The following is a 23,473-nucleotide window of genomic DNA, read 5'->3' as shown; positions in this document are numbered from 1 at the left end:
GCAGGACAGGCCGATCACCGGCGTCCGCGCGGCGGAAATGACTGCAGCCGGGACCTGGCCGGAACAGGCCGCGCCGGTTGAGCCGGAGGCGGCGGTGCCGGCGGCACCAGAGCCGAAACCGACTTCCCCTCGGACACGGCCAGCAGCTCCTTCACGATCCGGTTCGTCGTCTTCAGCCGCCGACCGATGTCGTCCGTCTCGCGCAGAAACACGACCTTCATGTCGGGCCGCACCTTCGCGAAGGAGCCCTGCTCGCCGACATACTTCACGAGGCCCGCCGGGTTGGCGAAGGAGTTGTCGCGGAAGGACACGATGATGCCCTTCGGCCCGGCCTCCACCTTCTCGATATTCGCCCGCCGGCAGAGCACCTTGATGGCCATCACGGCCAGGAGCTGATCGATCTCGGGCGGAATCGGACCGAAACGGTCGACGAGCTCGGCCCGGAAGGTCACGAGCTCCTCTTCCGTCTCGAAGGTCGCGAGTCGGCGGTAGAGCGCGAGCCGAAGCTGCAGGTCGGAGACATAGGTCTCGGGGATCATGACGGGCGCGCCGATCGCGATCGTCGGCGACCATTGCTCGTCAGTCTCCTCCTCGTCCTCGACGCCCGCCTTCAGGGCGGCGACCGCATCCTCCAACATCTGCTGGTAGAGCTCGTAGCCGACCTCCTTGATGTGGCCGGACTGCTCCTCGCCGAGCAGGTTGCCGGCGCCGCGGATGTCGAGGTCGTGCGATGCGAGCTGGAAGCCGGCCCCGAGGGTGTCGAGCGATTGCAGCACCTTGAGGCGCCGCTCGGCCTGGACGGTAAGGGTTCGGTTCGCGGGGGTGGTGAAGAGCGCGTAGGCGCGGGTCTTCGACCGCCCGACCCGGCCCCGCAGCTGATAGAGCTGGGCGAGGCCGAACATGTCGGCCCGGTGCACGATCAGCGTGTTCGCGCTCGGGATGTCGAGCCCCGATTCCACGATCGTGGTCGACAGGAGCACGTCGTACTGGCCGTCATAGAAGGCCGTCATGACGTCCTCGAGCTGGCCGGCTGCCATCTGGCCGTGCGCGACCGCGACCTTCGCCTCCGGCACCTCGCGGGCCAGGAACTCGCGCACCTCGTCCAGGTCCTGGATGCGGGGCACGACGTAGAAGGCCTGCCCGCCGCGATAGCGCTCGCGCAGCAGCGCCTCCCGGATCGCGAGCGGATCGAAGGGCATGACGAAAGTACGGACCGCGAGGCGGTCGACCGGCGGGGTCGCGATGATCGACAGCTCGCGCACGCCCGTGAGCGCGAGCTGCAAGGTGCGTGGGATCGGGGTTGCCGACAGGGTGAGGACGTGGACCTCGGCGCGGAGCTCCTTCAGGCGCTCCTTGTGGCCGACGCCGAAATGCTGCTCCTCGTCGACGATGATGAGGCCGAGATCCTTGAACTTCATGGCCTTTCCGAGCAGCGCGTGGGTGCCGACGACGATGTCGACGCCACCCTCCAGCAGCCCGGCCTTGGTGGCCTTGAGCTCAGCCGCCGGGACGAATCGCGACAGCTGGGCGATGTTCAGGGGCAGCCCGCGGAAGCGCTCGGCAAAGGTCTTGTAGTGCTGCCGCGCCAGGAGCGTCGTCGGCACCACGACCGCAACCTGCCTGCCCGACATCGCAACCGCGAAGGCCGCCCGGAGCGCGACCTCGGTCTTCCCGAAGCCGACATCGCCGCAGACGAGCCGGTCCATCGGGCGGCCGGACGAGAGGTCGCCCAGCACCGCCTCGATGGCGTTCAGCTGGTCCTCGGTTTCCTCGTAGGGGAAGCGGGCTGCGAATTCGTCGTAGAGCCCCTCGGGTGGAGAGACCTTCGGCGCCTCCTTGAGGAAGCGCGCCGCCGCGATCTTCATGAGCGCACCCGCCATTTCGCGGATGCGGCTCTTCATCTTGGCCTTGCGGGCCTGCCAGGCGCCGCCGCCCAGCCTGTCGAGCTGGACCTCGGTCTCCTCCGAGCCGTAGCGGCTCAGGAGTTCGATATTCTCCACCGGTAGGTAGAGCCGGGCATCCCCCGCATATTCGAGGTCGAGGCAATCATGCGGCGCGCCGGCGGCCGTGATCGTCTTCAGGCCCTCGAAGCGCCCGATGCCGTGGTCGACATGGACGACGAGGTCGCCCGGCGTGAGGGCGGTGACCTCGGCAAGGAAGTCCTGCGGGCGCTTGGAGGCGCGCTTCGGCCGGACCAGGCGGTCGCCCAGGATGTCCTGCTCGCCGATGACGGCAAGGTCGGGCGTCTCGAACCCGGCCTCGAAGCCCCAGACGACGACGCCGACATCGCCCTTCGGCATCGCCACCGCATCCGCGAAGCGGCCGGCGGGCTTGGTCTCCGCGAGGCCGTGGTCCTCGAGCACGTGGCAGAGGCGCTCGCGCGAGCCTTCCGACCATGCCCCGACGAGGACCCGCTTCCCCTGCCCTTTCAGCGCCCGGATATGATCGACAGCGGCCTGGAACACGTTGGCGTTGGGGTCGGCGCGCTCGGCGATGAAGTCCCGCCCGCGGCGCGCCCCGGCATCCACGACCGGCCGGCCGTCGGCCGAGGGCTGGGCGAAGGGCGTCAGGCGCGCCAGGGGCAGATCGCCGACCTTCTTCGCCCATTCCTCCGGCCCGAAGTACAGCGCTTCGGGCTTCAGGGGCCGGTAGGGGGTGGACGAGGCGTCGGCGCTCGCGACCGAGGAGGCGCGGGCGTCGAAATAGTCCTTCACCTGCGCGAGCCGCTCGCCGGCCGCATCCTCGACGAGCGCGTCGAAGATCACCGGCACATCGGGCACGTAGTCGAGGAGCGTGTCCATCCGCTCGTGGAAGAGCGGCAGCCAATGCTCCATGCCGGGATAGCGGCGCCCCTCGCTCACCGCCTCGTAGAGTCGATCATCGCGGCGCGGCGCCCCGAACTGAGCGACGTAGGCCTGGCGGAAACGGCGGATCGAATCGGTCGTGAGCTGGATCTCGCTCATCGGCACGAGGTCGAGCGAGCGCAGCTGACCGACGGAGCGCTGCGTCTCGGGATCGAAGGACCGGATCGATTCGAGCGTGTCGCCGAAGAAGTCGAGGCGGACGGGAGCCGGCAGCCCGGGGGCGTAGAGGTCCACGATGCCGCCGCGAACCGCATACTCGCCCGCCTCACGCACCGTGCCCGTCCGGGTGAAGCCGTTCGTCTCCAGCCAGGCGACCAGGGTGTCCGTCTTCACGACGTTGCCGGGCGCCGCCGAAAACGTCTCCGCGCCGATGCGGGAACGGGGCGGCACGCGCTGGACGAGTGCGTTGACGGTCGTGGAGAGGATGCGGGGCCGCTCCTCCGAGGTGCTCGAGCGGGCGAGACGGGCGAGCGCAATCATGCGCTGGGCGGTGATCCCCGAGGTCGGCGAGACGCGGTCATAGGGCTGGCAATCCCAGGCCGGGAAGGCGAGCACCTCGATCTCCGGCGCGATGAACCGCAGCGCGTTCTCGAGATTCTGCCGCCGCTGCCCGTCCCGGGCGACATGGACCAGGACGGCAGGACCCTCCGCATCGCGCGACAATCCGCGCGCGAGGTCCGCAATCACGAGCGCGTCGAACCCGTCCGGCACGCTCGCGAGCGTCAGGCTGTCCCCGCTCTTGAGGAGATCCAGGGCGCGCGCGAGCGGGCCCGTGAGGAAGGCTTTCGTCTTGGCCATCGGTCGGTGGGCGCCGGAGCGCGCCTTCAGTGCTGGTCGAAGCCTCGGAACTGGCCGAGGCGATCAAGGAGGCCGGCATCGATGCCGGCCGGCGGCGGAAGCTGGCCAGTGATCCAGCCGAATACGTCGGGCTCGGGCAGGTCCAGCAGTCGCTCGAACTCGGCGAGGTCCTCGTCGGACATCGTCCTGATCTCGCGATCGGCGAAGCGGCCCATGACGAGGTCCATCTCGCGCGTGCCGCGATGCCAGGCGCGGAACAGCGCGCGCTTGCGCCGCGGATCGAGTTCTCCGGCCTCGCCGGCACCTGAGCCCGCGACGTCCGTTCCTGCGTGTGATTGGGACATCAGGAGGCTATATAGCGGGTGAGCCCGGCCGTGCCAGGGCCGTCAGCTCACGATGTCGCTCAGACCGTCGCTTCTCGATCCTCTCTTCGCCTCCGCCTCGACGCTTCCCGGGGTCGGGCCGAAGATCGCGCCCGCCCTGGACAGGCTCATCGGCGAGCCCGGCCAGCCCGCGCGGGTGCTCGACCTCCTATTCCACCTGCCGACCGGCTCTGTCTCCCGCGGCGCCCTTGGTGCCGTGAAGGACGCACCGATCGGCCAGCCGGTGACGCTCGCCGTCAAGGTGACGGCCCACCGACCCTCGCCCTATGCCCGCGCCAGGGCGCCCTATCGCGTCCTGGTGGAAGACGAGACCGGGGACGTCACGCTCGTCTTCTTCAATCTCCCCCGCCAGCGGATCGAGCAGATGCTGCCGATGGGCGCGCGACGGCTCGTGTCCGGGACCATCGAGTTGTGGGACGGGCACCGGCAGATGGTCCACCCGAGCCGGATCCTGGACGAGCGGCAGGCGGCCGAGATGCCGGCATCCGAGCTCGTCTACGGGCTGACGGAGGGCGTCTCGTCGCGCCTGATCGCCCGCTATGTCGGGGCGGCTCTGAAGAAGGTCCCTGCCCTGCCCGAATGGCAGGACCCCGCCTGGCTGCAACGAAACGGATATCCGGGCTTCATCGAGGCGCTGCGCGACGCACACGATCCGAAGCTCGCCGCCGATCCTCAAGCTCCAGCGGGAGATGGCAGGCCCGCAGGGTCTGACGGAGGTGGAGCGCCCGGCCAAGGCGACCCCACCTCGGTTGTTTTCGGCGACTCGCCCTCCCCCTCAGGGGAGGCATCGAGCGGGGTGCAGAGTCCCTCTCGGCGCCGCCTCGCCTATGACGAGTTGCTTGCCTCCCAGCTCGCGCTCGCCCTCGTCCGGGCAAGCAATCGCCGCAAGGCCGGCCGGGTGAATGCGGGCGATGGCTCGCTCGTGCGGCGCATCGTCGAGAGCCTTCCCTTCGGGCTGACTGGCGCGCAGGAGCGGGCGGTGAAGGAGATCCGGGAAGACCTCGTCTCGGCCCATCGCATGCTCCGCCTGCTCCAGGGCGATGTCGGGGCCGGCAAGACCCTCGTCGCCCTGCTCGCGATGGCGAGCGCCGTCGAGGCCGGTAGACAGGCGGCGCTGGTCGCCCCGACCGAAATCCTGGCTCGCCAGCATGCCGAGCGCATCGCCACGTTGGCCGAGCCGGCCGGCTTGCGTCTGGCCGTGCTCACCGGCCGCGACCGCCCGTCGGAGCGGCGGGCGACGGTCGCCGCGATGGAGGCCGGCGAGGTCGATATCGTAATCGGCACGCATGCGCTGATGCAGGATGAAGTCGTGTTCCGCGATCTCGGCCTTGCGGTGATCGACGAGCAGCACCGTTTCGGCGTGCATCAGCGCCTGGCGCTCGGCCGCAAGGGCGAGGCGGTCGACATGCTCGTGATGACCGCCACCCCGATCCCGCGGACGCTCGCCCTCGCTTCCTTCGGCGACATGGACATTTCCGTGCTCGACGAGAAGCCGCCGGGGCGGAAGCCCATCGCTACGCGGCTCGTCTCGATCGAGAGGCTGGACCAAGTGACGGACGCGATAGCGCGCGCGATCGCGTCCGGCGATCGCGTCTACTGGGTATGCCCGCTCGTGGCGGAATCGGAGGCGGTCGATCTCGCGGCGGCCGAGGATCGCCATGTCGAGCTTGCGGCAGTGCTCGGCGAGGATCGCGTCGGGCTCGTCCACGGCCGCATGAAGGGGCCGGAGAAGGACGCCGTGATGGAGCGATTCCAGCGCGGGGAAGTCCAGGTGCTCGTCTCGACCACGGTCATCGAGGTCGGCGTCGACGTGGCCGCTGCGACCGTGATGGTGATCGAGCACGCCGAGCGCTTCGGCCTCGCCCAGCTCCACCAGCTGCGCGGCCGGATCGGGCGCGGCGACAAGGCTTCGACCTGCCTCCTCCTCTACAAGGGACCGCTCGGCGAGACCGCGAAGGCGCGGCTCGAGGCCATGCGCCGGACCGAGAACGGGTTCGAGATCGCGGAAGAGGACCTGCGGCTTCGTGGAGAAGGCGAACTCCTCGGCGCGCGGCAATCCGGCATGGCGGCGTTCAGGATCGCCCGGCTCGATACCGACGCGGACCTGCTGGCGGCGGCTCGCGACGACGCGCGGCTGGTCGTCGAGCGCGACCGGGACCTCACCAGCGATCGCGGGAAGGCGCTGCGCCTCCTTCTTTATCTGTTCGATCGCGACGCAGGCGTTCGGCTGCTTCGAGCCGGCTGACCCGGGCGGGTTCACCCGACCCATCCGGATCGCTATGGCTGCGCTTCGAATCCCCGGAGGAATGATGCCCAACCTACCCAGTCTGAAGGCCCGCAAGGGCAAGGAAAAGATCACCGTCCTGAGCCTCTACGATTACACGAGCGCGAAGCTGCTCGACGGCGCGGTGGACATGTTCCTTGTCGGCGACTCGCTGGGGATGGTCGTCTACGGTCTCGATTCGACGCTGCCCGTGACCCTGGACATGATGATTGCGCATGGGCGTGCGGTCGCGCGTGGCGCATCCGAAAGCTTCGTCGTCGTCGACCTGCCCTTCGGCAGCTACCAGGAATCCCCGGCCCAGGCCTTCGCCAACTCCGCCCGGGTCATGATCGAAACGGGCGCCAAGGCCGTGAAGCTCGAGGGCGGCACCGAGATGGCGGAGACGGTCGCCTTCCTGGTCGCACGCAGCATCCCCGTCATGGGTCATGTCGGGCTCCGGCCCCAATCGGTGAATGCCTATGGCGGGTTCCGGGTCCAGGGGCGGACTGCCGAGGCGGCGGAGCAGGTGCTGGCGGACGCACGCGCCATGGAGGCCGCGGGCTGCTTCTCGATCGTGGTCGAGGGCGTGACGCGCGCCCTTGCGGACCGCGTCACGGCGGAGGTCTCCATCCCGGTGATCGGGATCGGCGCCTCGCCCGCCTGCGACGGGCAGGTGCTGGTGCTTTCGGACCTGCTCGGAATGGCAGAGCGGCCGGCCAAATTCGTGAAGTGCTACGCCGACCTACGGTCGATCACCCGGGAAGCCGTGCAGGCTTATGCCGACGAGATCAGGGCCGGGACCTTCCCTTCGGCCGACCACTGCTACTGAGAGGCGGCCGGGCCGGCGTGAGGAGCCGAGCTTCAGAGATCCGGCACGGACAGCGCCTTGGCGCTTCCGTGGGCGGAAAGGTCCAGCCCGTATTCCTTGACCTCGTCGGCGGTCAGTTCGCGGAAGATCTCGGTCTCGCCGGACGCCCCGGTGAGGCGGGTTGCGATGAGCTCGGCGTCGAGCTCGTCCGTCGCCACGACTACGAGCGCCGACCTGTCCTGCCCGCCGCCGTTGCGGGGCCGGGTGACCGTGACCCCAAAGCCCTTGTTCATGAACGGCTTCCTCGCCCGAGCCTTGAACGCCCGAGTGCGGAAGCGGTTCGGTTGGCTACTCGACGGTGACGGACTTCGCGAGATTGCGCGGCTGGTCGACGTCTTTCCCCATGAACACGGCCGTGTGGTAGGCGAGAAGCTGCGCCGGCACGGCGAAGATGAGCGGCGCCACTACCGGATCGCAATCCGGCATGATCACCGTCGCCATCGTGTCCATGGCGGCCTCCGCGGCGCCGCGCTCGTCCGTGATCAGCAGGATGCGGCCGCCGCGGGCCGCCACCTCCTGCATGTTGGACACCGTCTTCTCGAAGACGGCGTCGTGGGGCGCGATCACGATCACCGGCATAGTTTCGTCGATCAGCGCGATCGGCCCGTGCTTCAGCTCGCCGGCGGCATAGCCCTCGGCGTGGATGTAGGAGATCTCCTTCAGCTTCAGCGCGCCTTCGAGCGCCAGCGGGAACGAGGTCCCGCGGCCGAGATAGAGCACGTCCTTGGCCTTAGAGAGCTCGCGCGAGATCGTCTCGATCTCCGCTTCCGTGCGGAAGGCTTCCGTCATCAGGCTCGGGACGGCAACGAGCGCCTCCACGAGCCGCTGCTCTTCGGCCTGCGAAAGGGTTTCGCGCTGGCGGGCCGCGCCGATCGCGAGCGCCAGGAGCACGGAGAGCTGGCAGGTGAAAGCCTTGGTCGAGGCGACGCCGATCTCCGGGCCGGCGAGCGTCGGCGCCACGACGGCGCTCTCGCGGCCCATCGTGGAGGTCGGGACGTTCAGGATCGAAAGCGTGTGCTGGCCGTGGGCCTTGGCATAACGCAGCGACGCCAGGGTGTCCGCCGTCTCGCCGGACTGGGAGACGAAGAGCGCCGCCTGCCCCGGCTCGAGAGGCGCCTCGCGGTAGCGGAACTCGGACGCGACGTCGATCTCGACTGGCAGCCGCGCCAGCCGCTCGAACCAGTACTTGGCGACGAGCCCCGCATAATAGGCGGTGCCGCAGGCCGAGATGGACAGACGGGAAACATCCGCAAAGGAGAAGGGCAGCTCCGGCAGGCGCACTGCGCACCGGCCGAAATCGACGTAGTGCGCCAAGGTGCGGCCGACGACTTCCGGCTGCTCGTAGATCTCCTTCGCCATGAAGTGGCGGTAGTTGCCCTTGCTGGCGATCACGGAGCCGACCGGCACCGTCTGCCGGGGCCGCTCGGCGAGGCCTCCCTGTGCATCCCGAATGGTCGCGCCGGAGCGCGACAGCACCGCCCAGTCCCCGTCCTCGAGATAGGAGATCTCGTCCGTGAAGGGCGCGAGCGCGAGCGCGTCCGAGCCGAAATACATCTCGCCGTCGCCGTAGCCGATCGCGAGCGGTGCCCCGTGCCGGGCCCCGATCAGCAGGTTCTCCTCACCATCGAACAGGAAGACGAGGGCGAAGGCGCCGCGAAGCCGCGGCAGCGTCGCGGCGAGTGCATCGACGGGGCTGCGCCCCTGGACGATCTCTTCCGTCACGAGTTGGGCGACAACCTCGGTGTCGGTTTCCGTTTCGAAGACGACGCCCTTCGCCTGGAGCTCCTCCCGCAGTGGGCGGAAGTTCTCGATGATGCCGTTGTGGACGACAGCCAGCTTGTCGGTCGCATGCGGATGGGCGTTGGTCTCGTTCGGACGCCCATGCGTCGCCCAACGGGTGTGGCCGATGCCGATGGCGCCCATGAGGGGCGCGTCCGAGAGCTTCAGCTCCAGATTGCGGAGCTTTCCCTCCGCGCGCCTCCGCTCGATGTGTCCGTGTTCCAGCGTCGCGACGCCGGCGGAATCATAGCCGCGATATTCGAGGCGCTTCAGCGCATCGACCAAGAGGGGAGCAACAGCGCTCCGTCCGAGGATGCCAACAATGCCGCACATGAAGGGATCCCGTCCGCCCGCATCCGTCGCGGGCGAGAGTTACATAGCTGATAGGGTTGAACGAATGCCAATCGCGCTGCCGCGGTTCAGGCCTTGGTCGGCCGCCGGGTCTTTGCCCAATTCTCCTTGACCACCTGTCTGCCTCTCCCGAGAGCCAGCGCATCGGCAGGCACATTCTCCGTAATGACGGAGCCTGACCCAATATAGGCGCCATCGCCGACCGTGACAGGGGCGACGAGCGACGTGTTCGTCCCGATAAAGGCGTTCGCGCCGATCTCGGTGCGATGTTTGAACGCGCCATCATAATTGCACGTGATGGTGCCCGCCCCGACATTGGTCCCGGCGCCCACCGTCGCGTCGCCCAGATAGGCGAGGTGATTGGCCTTCACGCCCGCCGCGAGTTCCGCGTTCTTCACCTCGACGAAGTTGCCGATATGCACGTCCTCGCCGAGCTTCGCGCCCGGGCGCAGGCGCGCGAAGGGACCGATGATCGCGTTCTTGCCGACGCCGGCGCCCTCGATGTGGCAGAAGGAGCGGATCTGGACGTCGTCCTCCACGGTCACGCCGGGCCCGAACCAGACGTTGGGCTCGATGATCACATCCCGGCCGATCTTCGTATCGGACTGGAGGAACACCGTCTCCGGCGCGACCAGCGTCGCACCCGCAGCCATCACCTCGCGCCGCAGCCTGTTCTGCATGTCGGCCTCCGCCGCCGCGAGTTGCACACGGTCGTTGACGCCCTGCACCTCGGCCTCGGGAGCGAGCACGACGTCAACGACGAGACCCTTCTCCGCCGCGAGAGCGACGGCGTCCGTGAGGTAGTACTCGCCCTTGGCGTTGGCGTTGCCGATCGTCGACAGAAGCGACAAGGCGTCCCGGCCCGCCATCGCCATCAAACCGGCATTGCAGAGCGTGATGCTCCGCTCTTCAGGGGAAGCGTCCCGCTCTTCCCGGATCGCGACGAGCTTGCCGCCCCCCGGGATGAGTCGCCCATACCCGGTGGGTGTACGCGCTTCGAAGCCGAGGACCGCGAGCGCGGCACCCTCGGCGAGCGGGACTCTTAGAGCTGAGAAGGTCTCGGCGGTCACGAGCGGCGTATCCGCGAACGCAACCATCACATCGTCCGCCCCGCGCTCCAGCGCCGGCCGGGCGGCGAGGACGGCGTGCGCCGTGCCGAGCCGCTCCGACTGGACGAAGACCTCGACCTCTGGCGCGACAGCCCGAGCCTCCGCCGCAACATCGTCACGGTTCGGCCCTACGACGACGGCGATCCGGTCCGCGCCAGCCGCACGCACCGCGTGAAGCACATGCGCAAGCATGCTGCGGCCCGCGATCCGATGCAGCACCTTCGGTACGGACGAGCGCATCCTGGTGCCCTCGCCAGCCGCCAGGATGATTGCTAAGCAGGATCGATCCCGTTTCGCGGGTTCCTGGTGAGGTGCGTCTGTCATGGCGGATCGGGCTCGGCGGAACTGTGACCGGTTTCGCGCGGACCTACCCCACGGCGTGCCACCTCGGCAAACCTCGCGGAAGCGGAAGCACCCCGCCGACCTTCACCCGAGACAGATGGTTTGAGTCACCTGGACATGCGCGTGCCCACGCTAACGCGGCGCCAAGCGGTCGGCCTGATCAGCGCCGCGCCGCTCGTTATGGCCACCAGGGCCGGCGCCCAGCCCGCCGCCGGCAGCCCGCAAGCCATCATCCAGGGGACCCTCGGCGAGGGCCAGCGCTTCGATCCCGCAGGGGTCGTGGACATCGCGCGCGCGCTGGCACGGCGGCCGTTCGTGGCAGCGCCGGCCGATCTGCCGGAGCCGTTCGGCAACCTGAACTACGAGCAGTATATCGACATCAAGGCCCAGCCTTCGGCTCGGATCTGGGAGGGCGAAGGCAGGGGCTTCGTCGCCGAGCCCCTGCCCCGTGGCTTCGTGTTCACGACTCCCGTGACGATCTTCACCGTGGAGGACGGGCTCGTTCGACGCGTTCTGTTCGACCGTAATCGCTTCGACTTCGGCGGCCTGAACGTTCCGGCCAATTCCGGGGATCTCGGATTCTCCGGCTTTCGCCTGATCTCGACAGCCCTCGGCGGCGCGCCCTTCGAATTCGCCTTGGTCCAGGGCGCGACCTTCTTCCGCGCCTTGGCGCGAGGCCAGCTCTTCGGCACGGTCGCCCGGGCCCTGACCTTGAAGCCAGCGGAAACCAAGGGCGAGGAATTCCCGGCCTTCCGCGCATTCTGGCTCGAGCGGCCGAACCCGGGGACGAACGCCGTCATCGTGCATGGGCTGCTCGATTCCGAATCGGTCTCCGGCGCCGTCCGGATGACATTCCGGCCCGGCGAGGCGACCATCGTCGACGTCGAGACGACCCTGTTCCCGCGGGTGAACCTCGAGCATGTCGGCCTGGGTGGGCTCGCCGCGACCTTCATGTTCGGGCCGAACGTCCGTCAGGCGACCGATGATCTCCGGCCGGCGGTCTACGACGCCGCTGCGCTTCAGATGCTCAATGGCAAGGGCGAGTGGCTGTGGCGGCCGCTCAACAACCCGACCATGCTCCAGATCTCCGCCTTCGTGGACGAAAACCCGAAGGGTTTCGGACTGATCCAGCGCGAGCGCGACCCCATGTTCTTCCAGGACGACGCCCAGCAGCCGGAGCGTCGCCCGAGCGTGTGGATCGAGCCGATCGGCGAATGGGCGCAGGGCGCCGTGCAGCTGATCGAAATCCCCTCCGACTCGGAGGTGAACGACAATATCCTGGCATATTGGCGTCCCCGCGCTCCCGTGCAGGCGGGTTCGGAGGTGTTCTTTGCCTACCGGCAGTTCTGGTGCTGGGCCCCGCCCGAGCGCCCTGCCCTCGCGGCCGTCACGTCGACCCGTTCCGGCAGAGGAGCCGGTGGCCGTCGCCGTCGCTTCCTCGTCGAATTCACCGGCGAGAACCTGAGTACCGTACCACCCGACCTCAAGCCGGTGGTGGCGACCTCCAGCGGCGCGATCCAGAACCTCCGATTTTGGTCTTACCCGGAACGGCGTACGGTGCGGGTCTCGTTCGACCTTGACCCGGGCGGGGAAAACGCGTGTGAGATGCGGCTGGTGCTCGAGGCGGGCACTCGGCCCCTAAGCGAGACATGGCTTTATCGTTGGACGCCTTGACCTCAGAGGCGGTGCGGCCGGTCGTGCTGCCGCGCCCCGAACCGCCGACACCCCCAGAGAACCGGCTCGACATGCCGGTTCAGGCATTGGGCAAGTGGTCCAAGTCGCAGGAAGACCGCTTCGAGGGGCCGCGCCCCGCAACGCCGCTTCTCGCCCGGTTCTTCGTATTCGGGGGTGCGGCGGCGCTCACGGCCTATGGCGCGTACGAGATGTACGCGGTCGTGTCGGTCAGCCGCACGACGGTTCTGCAGTACGGCCTGCTCGGCCTCTTCGTCCTGAACTTCTCCTGGATCGCGCTCGCCTTCACGGGCGCGCTCGTCGGCTTCTTTGCTCTCCTTTTCGGCTGGGCGAAGCAGCCTCCGAAGACGGTGGCCCGCCTCGCCTCGCGCACCGCGATCGTGATGCCGGTCTACAACGAGCTGACTGCCCGGACCTTCGCGGCCCTGGAGGCCATCCGGGAATCGGTCGAGGCGACGGGCCACGGCGCGGCGTTCGACTATTTTATCCTGTCCGATTCCACGAACCCGGACGCCTGGATCGCGGAGGAGCGCGCCTTTCTACGTCTGCGCGAGAAGGCCGGCCCGGACAGCCGGTTCTATTATCGGCACCGCGAGAAGAACCACCATCGCAAGGCGGGAAACATCGCGGATTTCGTGACCCGCTGGGGCGGCGCCTACGAGCACATGCTCGTGCTCGACGCCGACAGCCTCATGACAGGCGATTGCATCGTGCGGCTTGCGGCCGCCATGGAGGCGGACCCGAGGGCCGGCATCATCCAGTCGCTGCCGATCATCGTGAACCGCAACACGCTCTTTGCCCGCCTGCAGCAATTTGCGGCGCGGCTCGCGGGGCCGGTGATCGCCACGGGGCTCGCGGTCTGGTCGGGCCGCGACGGGAATTACTGGGGGCACAACGCGATCATCCGCACGCGGGCATTTGCGGCGCATTGCGGCCTGCCCGACCTGAAGGGCAAGCCGCCGTTCGGCGGCCACGTCCTGAGCCACGACTTCGTCGAGGCGGCGCTGATGCGGCGGGGCGGCTGGTCCGTCTACATGCTGCCCGAACTCGAGGGTAGCTACGAGGAGAGCCCGCCCTCTCTCATCGATCTGTCGGTTCGCGACCGGCGCTGGTGCCAAGGCAATCTGCAACACTCGCGCATCATCGGCGCTCGCGGGCTCCGGCTTCCGACGCGCCAGCATTTCGCGACCGGCATCATGTCCTATCTCGCGTCGCCGCTGTGGCTGCTGCAACTGGTGGTGGGTATCGCGCTCGTCCTGCAGACGACCTATATCCGCCCCGAATATTTCAGCCGCGACTTCCGCCTGTTCCCGTCATGGCCACGTTTCGATCCCGAGCGCGCTCTATGGCTGTTCGGCCTGACGATGGCCGTGCTGCTGGCGCCCAAAATCCTCGGCCTGATCCTGATGCTGGTCGACGGGGCGAAACGGCGCGCCTCGGGTGGTGCGATCCGGCTGACTCTGTCGGCCTTCATCGAGATTATCCTCTCGGCGCTCGTCGCGCCGATCCTGATGCTCATCCAGTCGGGCTCGGTGTTCCAGATCCTGATCGGCGGCGATACCGGCTGGAATCCGCAGCGGCGGGACGACGGCTCGATCCCCCTACGCGACATCGTGCGCCGCCATCGATGGCACACGCTTCTCGGTGTGCTCACCGGGCTGTCGGCCTTCCTCATCGCGACATCCCTGTTCCTCTGGATGTCTCCGACGATCCTGGGCCTCGTGCTCGCGATCCCGCTCTCCTGGCTGTCGGGCTCCCTCGCGGCGGGCCTGGCGTTGAAGCGGCTCGGATTGCTGCAGACCCCGGACGAGTATCGGGTGCCGCCGATCGTCGAGCGTTCGAACGAGTTGCAACGCGAAAACGCCGCCTCCGGCTTCGACGACGAGGATGCGCTTGCGGTGCTTCACCGCGACCGCGCGTTCCGCGAGCAGCACGAGGCGATGCTGCCCCATCGGCCGCACCGCGAGCGCGGGGAGTTCGAGAGCGACCGCGTGATGGCGGAGGCGAAGATCATCGACGCCGAGAAGCTCGACGAGGCGCTCGCCTGGCTCAAGCCGAAGGAGCGGATGGTGGTCCTCAACGACCGCGCTCTTCTGTCTCTGGCAATGAGACTAAAATCGTAGCAATGCCTTGTTTCGTCAGGTGTTTCCCGTGCTAGAGGGACGCAAGACGAACATGACTTTCGCCTGACCAGGCCGACATCCCGCGAGCGGTGAGCCGGCCGGGAACCTTCGCAGATCCAACGGGAGTGAACATGAAGAGACGGCAATTCCTGGCGGCTGGCGCCGCGACGGCTGCGGTGGGCGGCGTCGCAGCACCGGCCATCGCGCAATCCATGCCCGAGGTGAAGTGGCGCCTGACCTCCGGCTTCCCGAAGTCGCTCGACACGATCTACGGCGCGGCCGAGCTCTTCGCGAAGTACGTGTCCGAGGCCACCGACGGCAAGTTCCAGGTCCAGCCCTTCGCGGCGGGCGAGATCGTCGGCACGCCCCAGGCGATCGACGCCGTCTCCAACAACACCGTCGAGATGGCGCACACGGCGTCCTACTACTACGTCGGCAAGGACCCGACCTACGGCATCCTGACCGCGGCGCCCTTCGGCCTAAACACCCGCCAGCAGAACTCGTGGTTCTACCACAACGGCGGCAACGAACTCGCCAACGAGTTCTACGGCAAGTCCGGCCTCTACGCTCTCCCGGGCGGCAACACCGGCACCCAGATGGGCGGCTGGTTCCGCAAGGAGATCAAGACGGTCGAGGACCTGAAGGGCCTCAAGATGCGCATCGCCGGCATTGCCGGGCAGGTCGTGCAGAAGCTCGGCGTCATCCCGCAGCAGATCCCGGGCGGCGACATCTACCCGGCTCTGGAGCGCGGCACGATCGACGCGACCGAGTGGGTCGGCCCCTATGACGACGAGAAGCTCGGCTTCAACAAGGTCGCGCCGTTCTACTACTACCCCGGCTGGTGGGAAGGCGGCGCCACGATCCACTTCTGGTTCAACAAGGACAAGTGGAACTCGCTGCCGAAGGCCTACAAGGCCATTGCCGAGGCCGCCTGCGCCTACGCCAACATCGACATGACGGCGAAGTACGACGCCAGGAACCCCGGCGCGCTCCGCCGGCTCGTCGGCGCCGGCGCGCAGCTCCGGCCCTTTAGCCAGGAAATCATGGAGGCCTGCTATAAGGCCTCTAACGAGATGTACGACGAGACCATGGCCAAGAACCCGGACTTCAAGAAGATCTGGGAGAACATGCGGGCGTTCCGCGGCGAGGAATACCTCTGGTTCCAGGTCGCCGAGTACACCTACGACAACTTCATGATCCGGGCGCGCGCCCGCGGCGGCTAGGTTCCCCTAGCGCCACAGGAGAGATCAGCCGGCCGGTTCGCAAGAGCCGGCCGGCTTTTTCGTGCCGAGTGCTTCCAGCACCTGCACGACCATGCGCAGGCCGCGGTCCAGTCTCTTGTTCCGGCGAAGGACGAGTCCGAGCGAGCGCCAGAGCCGCGGCTCGAGCGACCGGACGGTCAGGTCGGCCCGGGCTCCCCGCCCCGAAACAGACATGGCCGGCAGGATGGAGCAGCCGATCCCGGCGGAAACCAGCTCCTTGATCGCCTCCACGCTTCCGAACTGCATGGGCGGCTTCGGCTTGACCCCGCCGGCTTCGAGCCATGCATCGATGTGGCCCCGGGTATTGCCCCCGTCGGCGTAGAGCGCGAGTGGCCGGGCCGCGAGTTCGGCCGCCTCCACAGGCTCCTCCGGGACGGCGTCGCCGCTCGCGAAGACGGCGACGAGTTCGTCGGTGAGGATCTCCCTGACGTCGAGCGCCCGCCCGTGCGCCGGCAGCGTCACGAGCGCGAGATCGATCTCGTTCTCCTCAACGAGGCGAACCATCTCGGCCGCGTTGCCCGTCTGGACGACGATCTCCAGCAGCGGCATGCGCCGTCGCAACGTGCGCAGGAGCGGCGGCAGGAGGTAGATGCAGGCTGTGGCGCCCGTTCCGATCCTGATCCGGCCGGTCCGCCCGTCCCTGTGCGGTGCGAGGGCTTCCATGGCCGCCGCCAGGTCCGTCCGAAGGCGCTCCACATGGACCAGCAGGGTTCGGCCGGCGGCCGTCGGCTGGGCCCGCCGTCCGACCCGCTCGAGAAGAACGACGCCCAGGCGCCGCTCCAACTGCCGCACCTGCATGCTGATGGCCGGCTGGGACACTCCCCGCTTTTCCGCAGCGGCCGTGAAGCTGCCCAGCGCGGCCACATCCGCAAAGCTTTCCAGCGCCGGGAAGTCCGGCAGCGCAAACATCTAAGCCGGCCTTATCGTCTGCATCAGATCCATAAGCTTCACTTTGCGTGACGACGGAGCGAGAAGCCAGGGCCCACACTGGAGGAGCCCCGCCTTGCTGCTTCGCGCCTGCGAGATCCGTGACATTCCCGAGATCACGGCGATCTACCGTCAGGCGGTTCTGCACGGGACGGCTTCGTTCGAGATCGATCCGCCGGACGAGGCGGAGATGGCGCGGCGCCGCGCGGCCCTGGACGAGGCAGGTCATCCCTATCTCGTGGCCGAGCTCGGCGACCGGGTGGCCGGGTACGCCTATGCCGGCCCCTACCGGGCGAGGCTGGCCTATCGGAGCACCGTCGAGAACTCGGTCTACGTCGCGGAAAGCGCGCGTCGGACCGGCATCGCCCGTAATCTTCTCTCCCGACTGATCGACGAGTCCGCCGCCCGCGGATTCCGGCAGATGATCGCCGTGATCGGCGATTCAGCGAACCTCGCCTCCATCCGCCTGCACGAGGTCGCCGGGTTCAGCCATACGGGCGTGCTGCGTTCGGTCGGGTGGAAGCATGGCCGCTGGCTCGACACCGTCCTCATGCAGCGATCTCTGGGAACCGGCGACCAAATGCCAAGCGAACTCGGCCAACCGGCGTGATGGTGACCCGCGGGCTCGTCTGGCGGCTGGGCTTCTCGCAGCTGCTCTGCTGGGGAATCTCCTACTACCTGATCGCCATATTCGGCGAGCGGATCGGGCAGGAGACGGGATGGCCCGGCGCCGCCGTCTATGGCGGCTTCTCCGCGGCCCTGATCACGATGGGCATCACCTCGTCAGTGGTGGGGCGCGCGGTCGATCGCAATGGCGGCCGCAGGATCATGACGGTAGGCTCCCTGCTGATGGCGGCCGGATGCCTCCTGCTCGCGGCGGCCACGAACCTCCCGACATTCTACGCCGCGTGGATCCTGCTCGGCGTCGCGATGCGCATGTCGCTCTACGACGCCGCTTTCGCCACGCTGGTCCGCATCGCCGGCCCGCAGGCACGCAAGCCGATCTCCCAGATCACCCTTCTGGGCGGCCTCGCCTCGACGGCGCTCTGGCCGGTTGGCGCCGCGCTCGCGGACGCGTTTGGCTGGCGCATCGCCGTGGTCTGCTATGCCGGGATCGCGCTTGCGACGGTGCCGCTGCATCTCGGCATTCCGAAGGGCCGGTTCCCCCCTCCCGAGCCGGGAGCGACCCGGTCCGGGCCGCGACCGCTCGCGACCACGCCGCGGGAGAAGGCTGTTGCCGCCGGCCTTTTCGCCCTCTCGACGACGCTCGCCGCGACCCTCAACGCGGCCCTGTCCGCGCACATGATCGCGCTGCTGAATGGGCTCGGCATGGGCTTCGCGCTCGCCGTGTGGGCTTCGAGCCTGCGCGGCATCGGCCAGTCCCTCGCACGGCTCTGCGAGATCCTGACGGGTTCCCGGCTGACGCCCCTAGCGCTCGGCGTCCTGGCGACGGGGATCATCCCACTCGGCTTCCTGTCGGGACTGTTCGCCGGCGCCTCGCCCGCGGCAGGACTGGCCTTCGCGTTCCTCTACGGCGCGGGGTTCGGGCTCGTGACGATCACGCGGGGAACGCAGCCGCTCGTGCTCTTCGACCCTGCGAGCTACGGCACGATCTCCGGCCGCCTGCTCGCGCCGAGCTTCTATCTCTCGGCGCTGTCGCCGGCCGTCTTCGCCTGGATGATCGACCGCTTCGGCCCGACGGTCGCCATGCAGGTCGCGACCGCGCTCGCCGGAGCGGTGTTCCTTTCCTCGGCCGCCCTCTGGTGGTGCTTCAAGGGCAAGCGCCGCTGAGCCGCCCTCAGCGCAGGTCGGGGGGCGTCGCCTCGGCCGCGAGCGCCGCCAGAGCCTCGTCGAGCCCCGCCCCACTTTGATCCTTGGATCCAAGGCGGCGGATCGAGACGCGACGCTCCTCCACCTCCCGCTTGCCCAGCACCAGGATCACAGGAACCTTGGACAGCGAGTGCTCGCGGACCTTGTAGTTGATCTTCTCGTTGCGGGTATCCGCCTCGGCCCGCAGGCCGAGCTTGCGGGCGGCCTCGACCACCTCGGCGGCGTACTCGTCCGCATCGGAGGTGATAGTGGCAACGACGATCTGGAGCGGCGCCAGCCAGAGCGGGAAATGCCCCGCGAAATGCTCGATGAGGATGCCCGTGAAGCGTTCCATCGAGCCGCAAATCGCGCGGTGGATCATCACCGGACGGGTCTTGTCGCCCTCGGGAGAAATGTACGAGGCCCCGAACCGCTCCGGCAGGTTGAAGTCCACCTGCGTCGTCCCGCATTGCCAGTCGCGGCCGATCGCGTCGCGCAGAACGTATTCGAACTTGGGACCGTAGAAGGCGCCCTCGCCCGGGTTGATCTCGGTCTTCACCCGCCCGCCGGATTCGCGCTTGATGCGCTCCAGCACCTCCGTCATCACGGCCTCGGCGCGGTCCCACAGTTCGTCGGACCCGACCCGCTTCTCGGGCCGGGTGGAGAGCTTCACGACGATCTCCTCGAACCCGAAATCCGCATAGGTCGAGAGGATCAGGTCGTTGATCTTCAGGCACTCGTCGGCCATCTGCGCGTCGGTGCAGAAGATGTGCGCATCATCCTGCGTGAACCCGCGCACGCGCATCAGGCCATGGAGCGCGCCGGAAGGCTCGTACCGATGCACTGCGCCGAATTCCGCATACCTGACAGGCAGATCGCGGTATGATTTGACGCCTTGCTTGAAGATCTGCACGTGGCCCGGGCAGTTCATCGGCTTCAGGGCGAAGACGCGCTTGTCCTCGATCTCCGGGCCGGCCGAGGTCGCCTGGAACATGGCGTCCCGGTACCAACCCCAATGGCCCGAAGTCTCCCAAAGCGAGGTGTCGAGAAGCTGGGGCGCGTTCACCTCCTGGTAGCCGAGCCTGCCCAGCCGCCGCCGCATGTAGGAGACGAGGTTCTGGAACAGCGTCCAGCCCTTCGGGTGCCAGAACACGACGCCGGGCCCCTCCTCCTGGAAGTGGAAGAGGTCCATCTCCCGGCCGAGGCGGCGATGGTCCCGCCGCTCCGCTTCCTCGAGCTGCGTCAGGTAGGCCTTCAGGTCGCTCTCGCTCGCCCAGGCCGTCCCGTAGATGCGCTGGAGCATCGGGTTGTTCGAGTCGCCGCGCCAGTAGGCGCCCGCCAATTTCAGGAGCTTGAAGCCGTTTCCTATGCCGCCGGTGGAAGCACCGTGGGGGCCGCGACAGAGATCGAGCCACTTGCCCTGCTTGTAGATCTTGAGCGGCTCGTCGGACTTGATGGCGTCGATCAGCTCGAGCTTGTAAGTCTCGCCACGCTCGGCGAAAAACGCCTTCGCGTCCTCGCGCGACCAGACCTCGCAGGTGATCGGCTCGTTGCGGGCGACGATCTCCCGCATCTTGGCCTCGATCCGCTCGAGATCCTCCGGGTGGAAGGGCTCCTCGCGGGCGAAGTCGTAATAGAACCCGTTCTCGATCACCGGGCCGATCGTGACCTGGGTCCCGGGGTAGAGCTCCTGGACGGCCTCCGCCATGACGTGCGCGGCATCGTGCCGGATCAGCTCTAGCGATTCCGGCGCATCGCGGGTCAGGATCTCGATCGTCGCGCCGTCCGGCACAGGCGCGGAGAGGTCGCGCACGGTCCCGTCCACCTTCACGGCATAGGCGCGCTTGGCGAGCGACTTCGAGATCGCGCCGGCAACGTCGGCGCCCGTGGCGCCGTCCGGGAACTCACGGCGGGCGCCGTCGGGGAAGCTGAGATTGATCATGAGGCTAAGATAGGGTTTGCGGCCCGCCGACGCAGGCCCGCCACTTCGCCCTCCTGAAGGAATCCGCCCCGGAGCACAAGGCCGGCTCATGTCACAGGATCAGCGGATTCCAGGATCTGAGGATCGCGGGATCCGGGGATAAACGGATCCCTTCGGCCTCTGATCGCAGGCGTATCCTGATCCGCAGCCGGATGGTACCGGGCTTCGAGAACCGCGAGCCGAAACGTGCACCAAGCCGCCGATCGTGATCCCGTCCCCGAGCGCTTCAACGCCGCGCACTACCTGCTCGCCGGGAACGCAGCCCTGCGGGGGGAGAAGACGGCCCTGATCATGGTCGGAGCGGGAAACGAGGTGGTGCGGCACAGCTTCGCCGAGATCGACCACGCCGTCCGGGCGCTCGCGGCGGGATTCCAGGGCCTCGGCCTCCCGCCCCGCTCCCGGGTCATGATCCGGATGGGGAACGAGCCTGCCTATCTCCTCGTCTATTTTGCCGCGCTGGCGGCCGGCCTCATCGCCATGCCGTCCTCGCCCCAGCTCACCCCGGCGGAGGCATCGTTCCTGATGGCGGATTCCGGCGCTGCCGCGATCGTGCTCGGCGCGGGGCAGAGCCTCGATCTGGAGGACGCCACCGGACGCCTCGTGCTCGGGCCCGACGACATCTCGCGGATGCTGGAGAGGGACCCGCTGCCGGCCTATGCCGATACCACTGCGGACGATCCCGCCTACCTCATCTACACCTCCGGCACGACGAGCCGGCCCAAGGGCGTGCTGCACGCGCACCGGGCGATCTGGGGCCGCCGGCCGATGCATGACCATTGGCTGGGGCTCACGGAGGGCGACATCGTCCTCCACGCCGGGACGATGAACTGGACCTACACGCTCGGGGTGGGGATCATGGATCCCTGGGCGCGGGGCGCGACGACCGTCCTCTACAACGGCCCGCGGGATCCCTCCGTCTGGCCGCGCCTCATCGAGCAGGAGCGCGCCACACTCTTCGCGGCAGTGCCGAGCGTGTTCCGGCAGATGCTGAAATATGCCGAGCCGGGGCGGCACGATCTGTCGAGCCTTCGGCACGGCGTCACGGCCGGCGAGGCGCTCCCACCGGCACTGCTGGACGAATGGCGGGAGGCGACCGGGACCCTGCTCTACGAGGCGCTGGGGATGAGCGAGATCTCGACCTATGTGTCGAGCGCCCCCTCCGTCCCGGTGAGACCGGGCTCGCCGGGCAAGCCCCAGCCCGGGCGCCGGGTCGCGATCCTGCCCGTTGATGGAGACCCCGTGCCGCTTCCACCCGGCGAGACCGGGCTCCTTGCGATCCATCGCTCCGATCCAGGACTGATGCTGGGCTATTGGAACCGGCCGGACGAGGAGGAGGCGGTCTTCCGGGGCGAGTGGTTCGCTGGTGGCGACCTCGCCGAGTTGGACGAGGACGGATACCTCTGGTTCCACGGCCGCGCGGACGACGTGATGAACGCGTTCGGCTACCGCGTTTCGCCGAAGGAGGTGGAGAACGTGCTTCTCGACCACCCTGCCGTTCACGATGTTGCGGTGGCGGAGCTCGCCGTGCGCGATGACATCCGGGTGATCGCGGCGTTTGTCGTGCCCGAGCCAGGCATGATCCCGGACACATCCGAACTCGCTGCCCATTGCGCCGGCCGTCTCGCGGCCTACAAGCAGCCCCGAGAATACGTGCTGGTCGACGCCCTGCCCCGGACGCCGAACGGCAAAGTGCAGCGCAAGCGTCTTGCGGCCACGTTCGGCCGCAGGACCGGATAAGCCGAGACCAGGATGCACAACGAGGACGGAAACTACCCCGAGATCCGCGAGGCGGTGAGGAAGTTGTGCGAGCGCTTCCCCGGCGAGTACTGGCGGGCGCTGGACCGCGAGATGGCCTACCCGGCGGAGTTCGTCGATGCGCTGACGCAGGACGGCTACCTCGCCGTGCTGATCCCAGAGGAATACGGCGGCTCCGGCCTGCCGCTCTCGGCTGCCGCCGCGATTCTCGAGGAGGTGCAGCGCGCCGGGTGCAACGGCGGGGCCTGCCATGCGCAGATGTACACGATGGGCACCGTGCTGCGGCACGGCTCAGACGAGCAGAAGCGGAAGTACCTGCCCGAGATCGCGGCCGGCCGGCTTCGGCTCCAGGCTTTCGGGGTTACCGAGCCGACGAGCGGGACCGACACCTCCTCGCTGAAGACGGTCGCGCGCCGTGAGGGCGATCACTACGTCGTCAACGGGCAGAAGATCTGGACGAGCCGGGCGGAGCATTCCGACCTCATGCTGCTCCTCGCCCGCACCACCCCGCTCGACCAGGTGGCGAAGCGGACGGACGGCCTTTCCGTCCTCCTCGTCGACATGCGCGAAGCGCGCGGCAACGGCCTCACGATCCGGCCGATCCGGACCATGATGAACCACGCCACCACGGAGGTCTTCTTCGACGACCTGCGCGTCCCGGCCGAGAACCTGATCGGCGAGGAAGGCAGCGGCTTCCGCTACATCCTGTCCGGCATGAACGCCGAGCGCATTCTCATCGCGGCCGAATGCGTCGGCGATGCGAAATGGTTCATCGAGAAGGCGGTCGGCTATGCGCGCGAGCGCTCCGTCTTCGGCCGCCCCATCGGTCAGAACCAGGGCATCCAATTCCCGATCGCGAAGGCCTACGCGAATATGCGGGCGGCCGAGCTGATGGTGCGCGAGGCGCTCCGCCTCTACGAGGCCGGGCAGAACCCGGGTGCGGAGGCGAACATGGCCAAGATGCTCGCCGCAGACGCCTCCTTCGAGGCCGCGAACGCCGCGATCCAGACGCATGGCGGCTTCGGCTTCGCCGAGGAATATGACGTCGAGCGCAAGTTCCGGGAGACCCGCCTCTACCAGGTGGCGCCGATCTCGACGAACCTCATCCTGGCCTATCTCGCCGAGCACGTGCTCGGGCTGCCGCGCTCCTACTGAGACGGGGTCGCC

At 68.2% G+C, this 23,473-nt stretch carries 16 protein-coding genes; 9 read left to right on the top strand and 7 right to left on the bottom strand.

What is annotated here, in order from left to right; translation table 11 throughout:
- Positions 1–14: 14 nt before the first annotated feature.
- Positions 15–3,662: a transcription-repair coupling factor gene (gene mfd, locus ACO2SS_RS02100; protein WP_423275892.1), complete on the bottom strand. Its 3,648-nt coding sequence runs from the start codon at positions 3,660–3,662 to the stop codon at positions 15–17.
- 26 nt (positions 3,663–3,688) lie between these two features.
- The gene (locus tag ACO2SS_RS02095; protein ID WP_423275891.1) at positions 3,689–4,006 is read right to left on the bottom strand and encodes a succinate dehydrogenase assembly factor 2; all 318 of its coding nucleotides are present in this window, start codon (positions 4,004–4,006) and stop codon (positions 3,689–3,691) included.
- A gap of 52 nt (positions 4,007–4,058) precedes the next feature.
- On the opposite strand from ACO2SS_RS02095, the gene recG reads away from it, so the two are divergent.
- Both recG and panB read left to right on the top strand, forming a co-directional pair.
- On the top strand, positions 4,059–6,290 hold the full coding sequence (recG, locus tag ACO2SS_RS02090) for an ATP-dependent DNA helicase RecG (RefSeq protein WP_423275890.1): 2,232 nt from the start codon (positions 4,059–4,061) through the stop codon (positions 6,288–6,290).
- Between the two features lie 61 nt (positions 6,291–6,351).
- Positions 6,352–7,137, top strand: coding sequence for a 3-methyl-2-oxobutanoate hydroxymethyltransferase (panB, locus tag ACO2SS_RS02085; RefSeq protein WP_423275889.1), 786 nt, complete (start codon positions 6,352–6,354; stop codon positions 7,135–7,137).
- A gap of 32 nt (positions 7,138–7,169) precedes the next feature.
- Here panB and ACO2SS_RS02080 read toward each other — a convergent pair whose 3' ends face one another.
- From ACO2SS_RS02080 to glmU, 3 genes are all read right to left on the bottom strand, one after another.
- Positions 7,170–7,409 carry a hypothetical protein gene (locus ACO2SS_RS02080; protein ID WP_423275888.1) on the bottom strand — a complete coding sequence of 80 codons (240 nt, stop codon included), beginning with the start codon at positions 7,407–7,409 and terminating at the stop codon, positions 7,170–7,172.
- A 55-nt stretch (positions 7,410–7,464) separates the two neighbouring features.
- Positions 7,465–9,288 carry a glutamine--fructose-6-phosphate transaminase (isomerizing) gene (glmS, locus tag ACO2SS_RS02075; protein WP_423275887.1) on the bottom strand — a complete coding sequence of 608 codons (1,824 nt, stop codon included), beginning with the start codon at positions 9,286–9,288 and terminating at the stop codon, positions 7,465–7,467.
- 86 nt (positions 9,289–9,374) lie between these two features.
- A complete protein-coding gene (glmU, locus tag ACO2SS_RS02070) occupies positions 9,375–10,739 on the bottom strand; it encodes a bifunctional UDP-N-acetylglucosamine diphosphorylase/glucosamine-1-phosphate N-acetyltransferase GlmU (RefSeq protein WP_423275886.1) in 1,365 nt (454 codons plus the stop codon).
- A gap of 135 nt (positions 10,740–10,874) precedes the next feature.
- On the opposite strand from glmU, the gene ACO2SS_RS02065 reads away from it, so the two are divergent.
- The 3 genes from ACO2SS_RS02065 to ACO2SS_RS02055 all read left to right on the top strand — a co-directional run bounded on the left by ACO2SS_RS02065 (position 10,875) and on the right by ACO2SS_RS02055 (position 15,795).
- Positions 10,875–12,431, top strand: coding sequence for a glucan biosynthesis protein (locus tag ACO2SS_RS02065; protein ID WP_423275885.1), 1,557 nt, complete (start codon positions 10,875–10,877; stop codon positions 12,429–12,431).
- Complete coding sequence (gene mdoH / locus ACO2SS_RS02060) at positions 12,407–14,572, top strand: glucans biosynthesis glucosyltransferase MdoH (RefSeq protein WP_423275883.1); 2,166 nt, start codon at positions 12,407–12,409, stop codon at positions 14,570–14,572. The genes ACO2SS_RS02065 and mdoH overlap by 25 nt, the downstream gene beginning before the upstream one ends.
- A 131-nt stretch (positions 14,573–14,703) precedes the next feature.
- Positions 14,704–15,795: a TRAP transporter substrate-binding protein gene (locus ACO2SS_RS02055; protein WP_423275882.1), complete on the top strand. Its 1,092-nt coding sequence runs from the start codon at positions 14,704–14,706 to the stop codon at positions 15,793–15,795.
- A 24-nt stretch (positions 15,796–15,819) separates the two neighbouring features.
- Here ACO2SS_RS02055 and ACO2SS_RS02050 read toward each other — a convergent pair whose 3' ends face one another.
- Positions 15,820–16,743 carry a LysR family transcriptional regulator gene (locus ACO2SS_RS02050; protein WP_423275881.1) on the bottom strand — a complete coding sequence of 308 codons (924 nt, stop codon included), beginning with the start codon at positions 16,741–16,743 and terminating at the stop codon, positions 15,820–15,822.
- A gap of 43 nt (positions 16,744–16,786) precedes the next feature.
- Between ACO2SS_RS02050 and ACO2SS_RS02045 the strand changes: the two genes are divergently transcribed.
- Both ACO2SS_RS02045 and ACO2SS_RS02040 read left to right on the top strand, forming a co-directional pair.
- Positions 16,787–17,371 (top strand): GNAT family N-acetyltransferase, encoded by a 585-nt coding sequence (locus tag ACO2SS_RS02045; protein ID WP_423275880.1) that lies wholly within the window; start codon positions 16,787–16,789, stop codon positions 17,369–17,371.
- A complete protein-coding gene (locus ACO2SS_RS02040) occupies positions 17,371–18,552 on the top strand; it encodes an MFS transporter (protein WP_423276225.1) in 1,182 nt (393 codons plus the stop codon). Before ACO2SS_RS02045 ends, ACO2SS_RS02040 begins: the two co-directional genes overlap by 1 nt.
- Positions 18,553–18,559: 7 nt before the next feature.
- Here the strand turns inward: ACO2SS_RS02040 and thrS are convergent, their stop codons facing one another.
- A complete protein-coding gene (gene thrS, locus ACO2SS_RS02035) occupies positions 18,560–20,512 on the bottom strand; it encodes a threonine--tRNA ligase (RefSeq protein ID WP_423275879.1) in 1,953 nt (650 codons plus the stop codon).
- Positions 20,513–20,737: 225 nt separating this feature from the next.
- On the opposite strand from thrS, the gene ACO2SS_RS02030 reads away from it, so the two are divergent.
- Together ACO2SS_RS02030 and ACO2SS_RS02025 are read left to right on the top strand one after the other, a co-directional pair.
- Positions 20,738–22,288: an acyl-CoA synthetase gene (locus ACO2SS_RS02030; protein WP_423275878.1), complete on the top strand. Its 1,551-nt coding sequence runs from the start codon at positions 20,738–20,740 to the stop codon at positions 22,286–22,288.
- A gap of 12 nt (positions 22,289–22,300) precedes the next feature.
- A complete protein-coding gene (locus tag ACO2SS_RS02025) occupies positions 22,301–23,461 on the top strand; it encodes an acyl-CoA dehydrogenase family protein (protein WP_423275877.1) in 1,161 nt (386 codons plus the stop codon).
- Positions 23,462–23,473 lie beyond the last annotated feature (12 nt).

This window comes from Enterovirga sp. CN4-39 (assembly GCF_049446235.1).
GTDB lineage: Bacteria > Pseudomonadota > Alphaproteobacteria > Rhizobiales > Beijerinckiaceae > Enterovirga.
This window is presented reverse-complemented; position numbering and strand designations above follow the sequence as displayed.